The organism is Pseudomonas sp. FW507-12TSA, from assembly GCF_058781435.1.
The window spans coordinates 1-12,888 of sequence record NZ_JBYSWT010000042.1 but is presented as its reverse complement, the minus strand read 5'-3'; the positions used below and the strand labels follow the sequence as shown (position 1 = coordinate 12,888).

The window sequence follows — 12,888 nt, the reverse complement described above, 5'->3', positions numbered from 1 at the left end:
GCCGGTGTCCTCCACACTGGCTCCACCTTCACCTCAAAGGGAATTGCCCATGAAACTCTACTACGCTCCCCAAGCCTGCTCCCTGGCCTCCCACATCATCCTGCGGGAACTGCAATTGCCGTTCGAACTGGTCCGCGTCGACGTCCACACCAAACGCACCGCGGACGGCCAGGACTTCTACAGCATCAACCCCAAGGGCTACGTGGTGGCGCTGCAGCTGGACAACGGCGAGCTGCTGACCGAGGGCCCCGCAGTCCTGCAATACCTGGCCGACCTCAAGCCCGAGGCCGGCCTTGCCGCAGCCAATGGCACCTGGCAGCGGGTCCGCCTGCAAGAGACCCTGAACTTCATCACCACTGAAGTCCACGGCATCCTCAACTGGCTGTTCAACCCCGATTTCGGGGACAAGGCCCGGGAAATATTCCGTCAGAAATTGGCCAAGCGCCTGGCCTTCGTGGACAAGCAACTGGAACGCCAGGATTACCTGCAAGGCGCCCAGTTCGGAGTCGCCGATGCCTACCTGTTCACCGTGCTGCGCTGGACTGCACTGTTCGATATCGACCTGGCCGCGTGGCCGGCCCTGGTGAAATTCCAGGCCCGCGTCGAACAGCGCCCAGCCGTGCGCGCGGCGCTGGAAATCGAACTGGCCTGAGCCGACCGCTGACCCTTGAGCGGTACCGAACCGGTGCCGCCTCCCGGGTCGATCACACTGGTGCACGCACCTGTGATCGGCCCGGGATTTCCTTATAATCCGCGCTCCTCCACCACCCGCCGTGCCTATGCCCAGCTACCGCATCAGCCAGCTTGCCGAGGCCTCGCGGCCCTTGCTGAACAAGTTCTATCGCCAGCATCGATCATCCATGCGCGCTTCGGCCGATGGCCAGCTGTGGGTGTTGCGCGATGGCGAGATTCTGGCGGGAATGAGCCTGAGCCCGGTGGCCCAGGGACATTGGTTGACGGGGTTGTTCGTTGCCCCGCCCCAACGCGGCCAGGGTTTGGCCGGGCGTTTGCTGGAAGGCGCGCTAGGTTCGCTCGAAGGCCCGGTCTGGCTGTTCTGCCACCCGGACCTTGTCCCCTGGTACCAACGCCTGGGATTTGTCGCCGCTCTCCAACTGCCGCAACCCCTGGCCGAACGGCTGCTGCGCTACCAGCGCAGCAAACCGCTGCTGGCCATGGCCCGGGGTTGAACCCCGCAGTCAGTCGTCGGCCTGGGGATCGAGGTCGGGAAACAGCACCTCGGTGAACCCGAACTTGCGAAAATCGCTGATACGCGATGGGTACAGGCGGCCGATCAAGTGGTCGCATTCATGCTGCACCACCCGGGCATGGAAACCCGAGGCCACGCGGACGATGGGCTCGCCCTTGGGATCGAAGCCTTCGTAGCGGATATGCCGATGCCGCTGGACCACGCCACGCATGCCAGGTACCGAGAGACAGCCCTCCCAGCCCTCTTCCAGTTCCGGGTTCAGGGGGGTGATCAAAGGGTTGATGAGGATGGTCTGCGGCACCGCCTCGGCGTCCGGGTAGCGCTCGCTGTGCTCGAAACCGAAGATCACCAGCTGCAGGTCGACGCCGATCTGCGGCGCCGCCAAACCCACGCCACCGACGCTTTCCATGGTCTGGAACATATCGTCGATCAGCTCCCAGAGTTGCGGGCTGTCGAACATCTCGGGCGGTACCGGGGGAGCGATGCGCAGCAGGCGCTCATCGCCCATCTTGAGGATTTCACGGATCATGTTCAGGCTTCGTCAGTGCTCGGCTGGAGCGAGTGATCGCGGCCCAGTCCCGAAATGTGTTGTTTGCCGCCGGGCTCGTCAAAGTCCTTTGCACCAGGGTCCTTGCCTTCGACCGACATGTGTTCGATCACCGCATTCATTTCCGCTCCCAGCAACAACACCGCCGAAGATATGTAGAAGTACAGGAGCAGGACGATGATCGCGCCGATACTGCCATACATCGCGTTGTAGTTAGCGAAGGTCTTCACATAGTAGGCGAACCCCAGGGACGCGATGATCCACACCACCACCGCCAGCACCGAACCTGGGGTGATGAAGCGGAATTTCTGCTTCACATCGGGCATCACGTAGTACATCAAGGCCACCGCCACCATCATCAGCAGCACGATCACCGGCCAGCGCAGGATGGTCCACAAGGTGACGATGAAATCCTCCAGGCCCACCTGCCCTGCCAGCCAGGCCATCACCTGCGGCCCCAGGACCATCAGCGCCGCAGCCGCCAGGAGCATGCCGGCGATACCGACGGTGTAGAAGATCGACAGCGGGAAGCGCTTCCAGATCGGCCGCCCCTCCACCACGTCGTAGGCGGCATTCATCGCGCTCATCATCAGCCGCACACCCGCCGAGGCGGTCCACAGGGCGATGACGATACCCACCGACAACAGGCCGCCCTTGGACTGCTGCAATTGGTCGATCACCGGGTTCACCTGCTCCAGGGCTTCGCGGGGCAGCACCAGCTCGGCCTGCAAGCGCAGCCAGGAAAAGAAGTCCGGCAGGTGCAGGAAACCGATCAGGGCGATGAGGAAGAGGATGAAGGGAAACAGCGAGAACAGCATCTGGTAGGCCAGGGCCGAGGCATAGGTGGACATCTCGTCCGCGATGAACTCGTTGACCGTGCGGATCAGCACCCGGTGCAAGGGCAGGCCTTTGAGGTCCGGAAAAATCATAGCGTCTCCTTTCGCCGCAAAAAGATTGAAGTCGCTGGCGACTCAGGGGGCGTTTTTCTACAACAAATTAGCCTAGTTGGCGAACCACAACCACGGTGGATGCCGGATCACGGCTATCGCGGACATGAAAACGGCCATCCGAGGATGGCCGCCGGGACTGCTCTCGAGCATGCCGTGTCAGGCCTTGTCGACTGTCTTCTTCACCGCGTCCTTGGCCTTGCCAAGGGCCTGCTGGGCTTCGCCTTTCTTTTCCTGGATCTTGCCCTCGGCCTGCAACTTAGTGTTGTCAGTCGCCTTGCCAACGCCTTGCTTGACGTTGCCGACGGCTTCGTTGACCAGACCTTTTGCCTTATCCGCTGTGCTACCCATGGTATTTCTCCGTGAGACGAAGGTGGTTCGAACAAAAAGGGAAATGCGTTGCTACCCTGGATTGACCTGCGGCCGTTGCGCAGAGTTTCAATTATTTTGCTCCAGCCTTCGATTACCGATCCGCAGTTGCGCTTTATGTTTGCCGGGCAACCCTGGAGAATGCGCGGCCGTTCAGGCCAAGCCCTGAAGATCCCATTTGCGTAGGAAGCTTATGAAATTCGATAAAAAGCAGGCCATCGCCCGTAGAAACCAGGAACTGGGCCGCGCGGTGCTGGACGTCGACAATTGCCAGTTCGCGGAACTCAACCGCAACCGCAATATCTGGTGGTTCGACATCCTGCTCGCCCGCCTGGCGGTGGGCCAGCAAGAATGGCTGCACCTGCTGCTGTACACCCCGAGCACCGACCAGTTGATCCACCTGAAGGTGCCGACCAGCTTCCTGCGCAAGAAACGCGAAGGCCTGGAAGTGCGCAACGAAGGCAAGCGCAAGGCGGCCCTGAGCCTGGAGCTGAGCGCCGACAAGGACTCCTTCCTCAAGGATGTACGCCCAGCCGGCACCGGCGTGGGTTTCGCCCAATTCCAGCAGTAATTGGCCGGCATGAAAAAGCCCCGCACTGGCGGGGCTGTTTCATGGGCGCTACGGCTTACTTCTTCACGCCGAGCTTCTTCAGTTCTTCGTCACGCAGCTCGCGGCGCAGGATCTTGCCGACGTTGGTGGTCGGCAGGGCATCGCGGAACTCCACGGCCTTGGGCACCTTGTAGCCGGTGACGTTGGCGCGCATGTGGGTCATCACCTGCTCCTTGGTCAGGGTTACCCCCGGCTTGGCGACGATGAAGATCTTGATGGTCTCGCCGGACTTCTCGTCCGGCACGCCGATCGCCGCACACTGCAGGACGCCCGGCAACGAGGCCAGCACATCTTCCAGTTCGTTGGGATACACGTTGAAACCCGAGACCAGGATCATGTCCTTCTTGCGATCGACGATACGGATGTAGCCGTCGGGCTGGATCAGGGCGATGTCACCGGTCTTCAGCCAGCCTTCGCTGTTGAGGACTTCGTCGGTGGCGTCCTGGCGCTGCCAGTAGCCCTTCATCACTTGCGGGCCCTTCACGCACAGCTCGCCGACTTCACCCAGGGGCAGTTCCTCGCCAGCATCGTTGACCACGCGGCACAGGGTCGACGGCACCGGGATGCCGATGGTGCCGATCTGGATGTTCTGGATCGGGTTGACCGTGGCCACCGGGCTGGTTTCGGTCATCCCGTAGCCTTCGCAGATCGGGCAGTTGGTCACCGACTTCCAGCGCTCGGCCGCGGCCAATTGCAGGGCCATGCCGCCGGACAGGGTGACCTTCAGCGCGGAGAAGTCCAGCTTGCGGAACGCCTCGCTGTTGCACAGGGCGACGAACAGGGTGTTGAGGCCGACGAAGCCGCTGAACTTCCACTTCGACAGTTCCTTGACCATCGCCGGCAGGTCGCGCGGGTTGGTGATCAGGATGTTGTGGTTGCCCATCAGCATGATGGCCATGCAATGGAAGGTGAACGCATAGATGTGGTACAGCGGCAGCGGCGTGATGAGGATTTCGCAACCTTCGTTGAGGTTCGAGCCCATCAGGGCCTTGCATTGCAGCATGTTGGCCACCAGGTTGCGGTGGGTCAGCATCGCGCCCTTGGCCACGCCGGTGGTACCACCGGTGTACTGCAGTACCGCTACGTCGGAACTGGCCGGGTTGGCCTCGCGAACCGGCTGGCCCTGCCCCTTGCGCAGCACGTCATTGAACTTGATGGCCTGTGGCAGGTGGTAGGCCGGCACCATCTTCTTCACGTACTTGACGACGCTGTTGATCACCAGGCGCTTGAGCGGCGGCAGCAGGTCGGCCACCTCGGTGATGATCACGTGCTTGACCCCGGTCTTGGGCACCACGCTCTCTGCCAGGTGGGCCATGTTGGCCAGGCAGACCAGGGCCTTGGCCCCGGAGTCGTTGAACTGGTGTTCCATTTCCCGCGCGGTGTACAGCGGGTTGGTGTTGACCACCACCAGACCGGCGCGGATCGCACCGAATACCGCGATCGGGTACTGCAGCAGGTTGGGCAGTTGCAAGGCGATTCGATCGCCAGGCTGCAAATCGGTATGCTGTTGCAGGTACGCGGCAAAAGCCCCGGACAGCTCGTACAGCTCACCGTAGGTGATTGTCTTGCCGAGGTTGCTAAAGGCCGGTTTGTCAGCGAAACGTTGGCAGGACTGCTTCAATACCGCCTGAATATTCGGATACTCGTCTGGATTGATATCGGCAGCAATCCCAGCTGGGTACTTATCCTTCCAAAAGTCTTCGATCATGGAAGCCCACTCCTCAGCAACGCGAATTCATCACCGCATTCGATGCGATTTTTATTGGGTGTGTGTTTTTATTGGTGTCTTTTTTGTGGTGAGTCTGGCTTTTTACTAGGCCGAGAAGTCACAAAGCGCGCCGAGAGTAGCAGCTTTGGAAAAGGCCGCCTAGGGCCAAAGAAGGCCTGATTAGTCACAAATATGACTCAAGACTAATCAATGGTCATTTTTAGAGTAAAAATTCTACAATCGCCGATTCCGCTCTGGCCCGCGGCTTTGCGCCCGACCAAAAGCCGCGCGGGCAAGCCGTTGCACCAACCGGCTTGCCCGCCCAAGGACGAACGGACGGGTTTCAGGCGGTATCACGCAGCTCGCGGCGCAGGATCTTGCCCACCGGGGTCATCGGCAGCGACTCGCGCAGGACGATGTGCTTGGGCACCTTGTAGCCGGTGAAATTCTCCTTGCAGTAGGCCTTGAGCTCTTCGAGGCTGACCCCTGTTTCCCGGGGCACGACGAATAGCTTCACGGCCTCGCCGGAGCGTTCGTCCGGCACTCCGATCACCGCGCAGTTGGCCACCTTCGGGTGGGCCATGACCACATCTTCGATTTCGTTCGGGTACACGTTGAAACCCGAGACGATGATCATGTCCTTCTTGCGGTCGACGATACGCACGAAACCGTCCGGATCGATCACCGCGATATCCCCGGAGCGGAACCAGCCCTCGGCATCCAGCACCTCGGCCGTGGCCTCGGGCTTCTGCCAGTAGCCCTTCATGATCTGCGGTCCCTTGATGCACAACTCGCCACGCTCACCCAGCGGCAACTCGACGCCCTGGTCATCGATGACCTTGACCAGGGTGCCCGGTACCGGCAGGCCGACGGTGCCCAGCCGTGAACTGTCGCCATAAGGGTTGGTGCAGGCCACCGGCGACGTCTCGGTCAAGCCATAGCCTTCGGTGATGCGGCAACCGGTGAGTGTCTGCCAGCGCTCGGCCGTGGCCTTGACCAGCGCCGTGCCGCCGGAGTTGGTCAGCTTGAGGTTGGAGAAATCCAGGTTCTTGAATTCCGGGTGGTCCATCAGCGCCACGAACAGCGTGTTGAGGCCCAGGAATGCCGAGAACCGCCAGTTCTTCAACTCCTTGATGAAGCCACCGATATCCCGCGGGTTGGTGATCAGCACGTTGTGGTTGCCGGTGACCATCATGCACATGCAGTTCGCGGTGAAGGCATAGATGTGGTACAGCGGCAGCGGCGCCACCATCACCTCCTGGCCCTCACGCCACTGGGTGTTGCCATCGGGGCCGTGCTGGCCAAGACAGGCACGGGCTTGCTGCATGTTGGCCACCAGGTTGCCGTGGGTCAGCATCGCGCCCTTGGCCAGGCCGGTGGTGCCGCCGGTATATTGCAGCACGGCGATATCGTCGAGCCCTATCGCCAGCGGCTTGATGCCCTGGCCACGCCCCAGGCGCAGGGCGCTCTTGAAGGAGATGGCCTGGGGCAGGTGGTAGGCCGGCACCATCTTCTTGACCTTGTCCACCACCATGTTGACCAGCCAGCCCTTGGCGGTGGGCATCAGGTCGCCCATGCGGGCCTCGATCAAGTACTGCAGATCGGTGTCGCCCAGCACTTCCTGGACCTTCTGCCCGAACATGTTCAGGTACACCAGGGCCCGGGCCCCGGAGTCCTTGAACTGATGGCGCATCTCGCGCGCGGTGTACAGCGGGTTGGTATTGACCACCACCAGGCCGGCGCGCAGGGCACCGAACACGGCGATCGGGTATTGCAGGACGTTGGGCATCTGCACCGCGATGCGATCCCCGGGGGCCAGGTCGGTCTGGCTCTGCAGGTAGGCGGCGAACGCCGCGCTATAGCGCTCCAGCTCGGCGTAGGTCAGGGTCACCCCCATGTTGCTGAAGGCCGGGCGGTCGGCAAATTTCTTGCAGGAACGCTCAAACACCTCGATCACCGACTTGTAGGCCCCCTGGTCGATGTCGTTGGGGACGCCGGCGGGGCGCTTATCATTCCAGAAATCAGGTTGCATTATTCTTGTCCTCTTATTTTGCCTGAACGATCCTGGCCGCCTCTGCAACGCTGCCAGGGCGGGGCTCTTCGGACGTTAGCAGCTATGGCGATTCAGGCAAATATGGGCAAGTGTGTCATTAATTGTGTGAATCTTGCTTCCAACAGGCGCCCGAATCGGACGCGCCGGCAACGATGGGCTATATAGTGCAGCGTCTTCGAGCAAAGGAATCGCCATGACCCACGACATGTTCTGGTTGACCACGAGTGACCACCACCGGCTGTTCGTCAACCAGTGGATGCCCGCCAGCCCGCCCAAGGCGATTGTCCTGCTGTCCCATGGCATGGCCGAGCACAGTGGTCGCTATGCCCGCCTGGCCCAGGCCCTGTGCGACGCGGGTTACGGTGTCTGCGCCCCGGACCAGCGTGGCCATGGGCGTACCGCCGAGCATGGAGTGCTTGGCCACTACGCGGATCACGGCGGCTGGAGCAAGGTGGTGGGCGACCTGGCCAGCCTCAACCAGCATATCGGCCAGCAGTACCCCGGCACGCCCATCGTGTTGCTGGGGCACAGCATGGGCAGCTACATCGCCCAGGCCTACCTGCAGCACCACAGCGCCAGCCTGCATGGGGCGATCCTCAGCGGTTCGAATTTCCAGCCGGTGGCCCTGTACCGCGCCGCCAGCCTCATCGCCCGTTTCGAGCGCTGGCGCCAGGGCCGCCAGGGCCGCAGCGCCCTGATCGAATGGCTGTCCTTCGGCTCGTTCAACAAAGCCTTCAAGCCCAGCCGCACGGCCTTCGACTGGCTCAGCCGGGACCCGGCGGAAGTCGACAAGTACGTCAGCGACCCTCTATGCGGCTATCGCTGCACCAACCAGCTGTGGATCGACCTGCTCGGCGGACTGCAGCAGATCAGCAAGATCCCCAACCTGGCACAGATCGATCCGGGCCTGCCGCTGCTGGTCATGGGCGGCGAATGTGATCCGGTGAGCGATGGCAAGCGTCTCAAGGATCTGGCCGGCGCCTTGCGCGAGGCCGGGAGCCAGTGCCTGCAACTGAATATCTACCCGCAGGCGCGCCATGAACTGTTCAACGAGAGCAATCGTGACCAAGTGACCCAGGACGTACTGGCCTGGCTGGAACAGGCACTGCAACACCGCAGGCCGCCGCGATCGGAGTAAGCCGGGCCAGTACGCTCATTTATCTGCCAGAGGATTTGCACAACATGACCCAGGTTACCAACACCCCATACGACGCCCTGGAAGTCGGCCAGACCGCCCAGTACAGCAAGACCGTCGAGGAGCGTGATATCCAGCTGTTCGCCGCCATGTCCGGCGACCACAACCCGGTGCACCTGGACCCCGAGTTCGCCGCCGCCACCATGTTCAAGGAGCGCATCGCCCACGGCATGTTCAGTGGCGCGTTGATCAGTGCGGCAGTGGCTTGCGAGCTGCCCGGCCCGGGCACCATCTACCTCGGTCAGCAGATGAGCTTCCAGAAGCCTGTGAAGATCGGCGACACCCTGACCGTGCGCCTGGAGATCCTGGAAAAACTGCCCAAGTTCCGCGTGCGCATCGCCACCCGGGTGTTCAACCAGAACGATGAGCTGGTGGTCGACGGCGAAGCCGAGATCCTCGCGCCGCGCAAGCAACAGACCGTGACCCTGCCAACCCTGCCAGCCATCACCATCGGCTGACCCCGGGCCGATAGCCGGCCCCGCTACTTGCTCCCCTCTTCGACCTGGACGCTGGCGGTCATGCCGGCGCTCAGGTTGATGCCTTGCGGCACCTTGTCGAGCTGGATCCGCACCGGAATCCGCTGGGCCAGGCGCACCCAGTTGAAGGTCGGCTCCACCTCGGCCAGCAACTGCCCATCGGGCGTGGCATTGCGGTCGGTGATGCCCCGGCTGATGCTCTGTACATGGCCCTGCAAGGCATCGCCTGCACTCATCAACCAGACCTTGACCGGATCCCCGACCTTGATCCGCGGCAGCTTGGTTTCCTCGAAATAGGCCTGGACATAAAAGGTCGAGTCATCCACCAAGGCCATCACCGACTGCCCGGCGTTGACGTAGTTGCCTTCGGCCAGGCGCAGGTTGGTGATGTGCCCATCCCGTGGCGCGCGAACCTGGCTGCGGGCCAGGTTCAGTTCAGCGACCTTGGCCTCGGCCTGGGCCTGGCGCAGTTCGCCGCGGGCAATCCCGGCGTTGATCTGGGCATTTTCCCGCAGCTCGGCACTGATGGCCTGGGGCCCCAGGGCCGCACGCCGACTGGCCTCGTGCTCGCGCAGGCTGAGCTGCTGCTGGCGGGTCTGTACCACGGCCTGGGCCTTTTCCAGGGCCGCCTCGAAACGATCGCGATCGATGCTCAACAACAGCTCGCCGGCCTTGACCTGCTGGTTGTCCGCCACCTTGAGCTCGCGCACCCAGCCGGAAACATCGGGGGCGACGATCACCACGTCGGCGCGGATTCGCGCGTCGCGGGTCCAGGGGGTGAGCATGTAGTACTGCCACAGGTGGTAACCGGCGAAGGCCGCCAACGCCACCAGGCACAGGGTAAACAGGACACGTACCGGTGTACGCATGGACAACTCCTTATAAAGGTCCGAGGGCGAACGTCACCGCCGCCAGCACACAGACATACAACGCACAATCGAACAACGCTTCGTGCCAGATCCAGCGCCCCAGCCCGCAGACCCGCAGTAACAGGCGCAGCGCACCGGTGAGCGCCAGCGCCAGCACCACGTAGGTCAGGAACGGACTGAGCAGCACCCCGCCCAGCGACCACTCACGCAGCCCCATGATTTTCCTCCTGCTGCCGGCACCAACTGCGCCAGCTGTTTTGCAATTGCAGCACCGCGCCCTTGGCCAGCTTCAGTGCATCGCTGGGTGGCTGCTGCTCCAGGGCTGCGAGCAAGGCGGCGCTGGGCTCCACCAGGGCGTCCTGGCGGCTGCCTGCCGGACCTTGCTCCAGGGTTCGCTGCAGGTCTTCAAAATACCTGTGCTGGGCGACGCTCGCCGGCACTTGGGCCACCGCCAGGCTCAGGCGCAAGTGCATCAGTTCATCGCCGATATCCAGGCCCAGCAGGCCATCGTCCCAGCGACTGCGGGCCGGCTCGGGCAACTCCGGGTAGTGCCGGGCCAACTGCAACAGGCGGTCGGCCATGCGCCCGCCAAACCAGCTTTCGGCCCCCCGCAGGTTGCGCCGGGTCAGGCGCCCCAGGTCAGCCAGGGTCGCCGCCAGCAGGCGCCGGCCATGCCAGGCGGGATTTCGCAAGATCAACAGATGAAAGGCCAGCACTGCCGCCCCCACCCCCAGCACCATGGCCTGGGCGTTATTGATGAAGCTGGCCACGTCGAAGGTCATGCGGTTCATCGGCGAGATCAGCACGATGAAATGCAGGCAGAACGAAGTGGCGGTGGCGCCGATCTGCGGCTTGGCCATGCCCAGGGCGCCAAAGAACAGCGGCACGCCCATGGCCATGGCCAACATCGGGAAACCACTCCACTGGGGCAACAGGATCTGCCCGACGAAAAAGGCCGCAGGTACCGCCAGGAAGATTCCGCGCATGAAGCTCATGCCGATCTGCGCGCCGTTCTCGCGACTGGCGAACAAGCCGCAAACCACACAGGTCAGCAGCATTGCCCCGGAGGCTGCAGGCCAGGCGGTGGCTAGCCAGAAACTCGCCACCGTGAGGAAGGCCAGGGCACTGCGAGCGCCGAAGACCAGGGCCAACGACAGGTCCCGGTGGGGCGTCAGCTTCGCCGGTTGCTCCACCGTTCCCCGCCCCTGCTGCACCGCATCCAGGGCCTGGTTCGCGGCCAGGGCGGTGTCGAGCAACAGGGCGAAACGCGCCAGGCAAAAACCCTGGGCCGGGCTCAGGTGTGGATCATGGGAGGCATCCAGCAGGCGCGGACGCAGCGCCTGCAAATCGGCCTTGTCCGCCGTGGCCAGGGCCTGCTGCAACTGATCCATCCACGGCTGCAACTGCCGGGACTCATCGGCATCCAGCTGCTTCCACTGGCGCCGTACCGAACGCGAGATACGCAACAGCTTCAACAGCTTCTGGCTCAGGCCGCTGATGGCCCGGGCCCGCAGGCGCCCCGAAGGCCCTTCGAACCAGGCGTGCTCGCGCTGGGAATCCACGGCGACGATACGCCCCAGGATCTCCAGCAAGCCCTTGCGTGCCAGGGCATCACCGGCCAGGGTCGAGCGGGCGGCCTGCATCCCACTCTGCCAGGCGGCACGGGCCTGCTCCGCCAACTGGCGCTCGACCCGCAGCGGCCAGATCAGGGCGCTGCTGGCGGTGGCACAGATGATCCCCAGGGAGATTTCCGTACAGCGCGCCACCGCCTGGTCGAAGATGCTCAACGGATGGTTGATGGCCGGCAAGGCGATGATTGCCACGGTGTAGCCGGCCAGCACGAAGGAATAGGACCAGGCGCTGCGCAACAAGGTAGAACTGGCGGTGCACAGCCCCAGCCACAGCGCCAGGGCCAGCAGGAACAACCAGGGAGTCTGGGCGAACAGGCCCATGAACAGCACCGACATGATGGTGCCGACCAAGGTTCCCAACAGCCGCGCCAGGCCCTTCTGCAAGACCATGCCCGACAGCGGCTGGGCGACGATGAACGCGGTCATCAGGGCCCAGGAGGGCTGCTCCAGGCCCCAGCGCAGCGCCAGCCACAGCGCCAGCCCGCCACCCAGCAGGGTCTTGATCGCGAACTGCAGCGCGGGGAGGCTTGGGGCAAGCAGGGCCTGCAAGGTAATGGGCACGGACAAGGACTCTTGGAGGTACGAATTAAACATAGCCGGGAACGCCCAGGACGGGCGCGAGCCAATTATTAGCAAGCTAACTAAAACCCGTCCAGCGCTAAATCCAAGGCACAAAAAAACGCCAGACTGGCTGGCGTTTTTGACAGGTTTTAACCTTAAGAACGGGCGCGAGCCTGGTTCCGCAGGGCCTTGACCTGGTCATGGTTGCGTTGCGCACCGTGGTACTGACGCTCCACCACATCACGAATGCCCACCAGGTTGTGCTTGGAGATTTTCTCCAGGGCTTCCTTGTAGGCTTTCAGGGCATGGTCTTCACCCCGCTCGGCCTCGTTGAGCACGGCTTCCTCGTCCTTGCCGGTCACCATGGACTTGAGATCGACCCAACGCCGGTGCAAGTCGCCGCTGACGCTGGTGGAGGTCTCCGGATCGCCACCCATGGAACGCACCACGGACTGCAACTCGGCCGCAGCGGCGGCGCAGTCGGTGGAACGCTTGATGAACAGGGCCTTGAGCTCCGGATGCTTGATGTCCTCGGCACAGGTCTTGAAGCCCTCCTGGCCATCCTTGCTGGTCTCGATCAGGCTGTTGAGTACCGAAATCGCTTCTTTGTTCAAGTCAGTCATTTTCAGGTTCCTTGCAGGTTACGAGAATGGGATCGACCATGGCCGACCTTCCTGCCGTTTACCGTTGCAGAGCCCATGCCAGACTTTCAAAT

At 62.8% G+C, this 12,888-nt stretch carries 14 protein-coding genes; 5 read left to right on the top strand and 9 right to left on the bottom strand.

The annotated features are described in order from the left end of the window. The first annotated feature begins 49 nt into the window (after nt 1-49). Complete coding sequence (gene gstA / locus AC3WK8_RS29120; RefSeq protein WP_085597332.1) at nt 50-652, top strand: glutathione transferase GstA; 603 nt, start codon at nt 50-52, stop codon at nt 650-652. A 127-nt stretch (nt 653-779) separates the two neighbouring features. Then, nucleotides 780-1,187, top strand: a complete 408-nt coding sequence (locus AC3WK8_RS29115; RefSeq protein ID WP_053137203.1) for a GNAT family N-acetyltransferase — start codon at nt 780-782, stop codon at nt 1,185-1,187. 9 nt (nt 1,188-1,196) lie between these two features. Here AC3WK8_RS29115 and def read toward each other — a convergent pair whose 3' ends face one another. The 3 genes from def to AC3WK8_RS29100 all read right to left on the bottom strand — a co-directional run bounded on the left by def (nt 1,197) and on the right by AC3WK8_RS29100 (nt 3,052). After that, complete coding sequence (gene def, locus AC3WK8_RS29110) at nt 1,197-1,736, bottom strand: peptide deformylase (RefSeq protein ID WP_022640418.1); 540 nt, start codon at nt 1,734-1,736, stop codon at nt 1,197-1,199. Nucleotides 1,737-1,738: 2 nt separating this feature from the next. Then, nucleotides 1,739-2,683, bottom strand: a complete 945-nt coding sequence (locus AC3WK8_RS29105; RefSeq protein WP_103326490.1) for a YihY/virulence factor BrkB family protein — start codon at nt 2,681-2,683, stop codon at nt 1,739-1,741. A gap of 177 nt (nt 2,684-2,860) precedes the next feature. Continuing rightward, nucleotides 2,861-3,052 (bottom strand): CsbD family protein, encoded by a 192-nt coding sequence (locus AC3WK8_RS29100; RefSeq protein WP_085597335.1) that lies wholly within the window; start codon nt 3,050-3,052, stop codon nt 2,861-2,863. A 211-nt stretch (nt 3,053-3,263) separates the two neighbouring features. Here AC3WK8_RS29100 and AC3WK8_RS29095 point away from each other — a divergent pair, with 211 nt between their 5' ends. Beyond that, nucleotides 3,264-3,641 carry a hypothetical protein gene (locus AC3WK8_RS29095; RefSeq protein ID WP_053137205.1) on the top strand — a complete coding sequence of 126 codons (378 nt, stop codon included), beginning with the start codon at nt 3,264-3,266 and terminating at the stop codon, nt 3,639-3,641. Nucleotides 3,642-3,696: 55 nt separating this feature from the next. On the opposite strand, the gene fadD1 is transcribed toward AC3WK8_RS29095, so the two are convergent. Both fadD1 and fadD2 read right to left on the bottom strand, forming a co-directional pair. Next, nucleotides 3,697-5,388, bottom strand: coding sequence for a long-chain-fatty-acid--CoA ligase FadD1 (fadD1, locus tag AC3WK8_RS29090; RefSeq protein ID WP_103326491.1), 1,692 nt, complete (start codon nt 5,386-5,388; stop codon nt 3,697-3,699). Nucleotides 5,389-5,731: 343 nt separating this feature from the next. Beyond that, the gene (gene fadD2 / locus AC3WK8_RS29085; protein WP_085597337.1) at nt 5,732-7,420 is read right to left on the bottom strand and encodes a long-chain-fatty-acid--CoA ligase FadD2; all 1,689 of its coding nucleotides are present in this window, start codon (nt 7,418-7,420) and stop codon (nt 5,732-5,734) included. Between the two features lie 214 nt (nt 7,421-7,634). Between fadD2 and AC3WK8_RS29080 the strand changes: the two genes are divergently transcribed. Together AC3WK8_RS29080 and AC3WK8_RS29075 are read left to right on the top strand one after the other, a co-directional pair. Beyond that, nucleotides 7,635-8,579 (top strand): alpha/beta hydrolase, encoded by a 945-nt coding sequence (locus AC3WK8_RS29080; protein ID WP_085597338.1) that lies wholly within the window; start codon nt 7,635-7,637, stop codon nt 8,577-8,579. 44 nt (nt 8,580-8,623) lie between these two features. Continuing rightward, entirely contained in the window at nt 8,624-9,094 is a 471-nt protein-coding gene (locus tag AC3WK8_RS29075) for a MaoC family dehydratase (RefSeq protein WP_103326492.1), read from the top strand. Between the two features lie 23 nt (nt 9,095-9,117). Here the strand turns inward: AC3WK8_RS29075 and AC3WK8_RS29070 are convergent, their stop codons facing one another. The 4 genes from AC3WK8_RS29070 to AC3WK8_RS29055 all read right to left on the bottom strand — a co-directional run bounded on the left by AC3WK8_RS29070 (nt 9,118) and on the right by AC3WK8_RS29055 (nt 12,796). Next, nucleotides 9,118-9,981 (bottom strand): efflux RND transporter periplasmic adaptor subunit, encoded by an 864-nt coding sequence (locus AC3WK8_RS29070; RefSeq protein WP_103326493.1) that lies wholly within the window; start codon nt 9,979-9,981, stop codon nt 9,118-9,120. A gap of 10 nt (nt 9,982-9,991) precedes the next feature. Further along, a complete protein-coding gene (locus AC3WK8_RS29065; RefSeq protein ID WP_022640427.1) occupies nt 9,992-10,198 on the bottom strand; it encodes a DUF1656 domain-containing protein in 207 nt (68 codons plus the stop codon). Beyond that, on the bottom strand, nt 10,185-12,173 hold the full coding sequence (locus AC3WK8_RS29060) for an FUSC family protein (protein ID WP_085597341.1): 1,989 nt from the start codon (nt 12,171-12,173) through the stop codon (nt 10,185-10,187). Before AC3WK8_RS29060 ends, AC3WK8_RS29065 begins: the two co-directional genes overlap by 14 nt. Before the next feature lie 155 nt (nt 12,174-12,328). Then, on the bottom strand, nt 12,329-12,796 hold the full coding sequence (locus AC3WK8_RS29055; protein ID WP_022640429.1) for a ferritin-like domain-containing protein: 468 nt from the start codon (nt 12,794-12,796) through the stop codon (nt 12,329-12,331). Nucleotides 12,797-12,888: the final 92 nt, after the last annotated feature.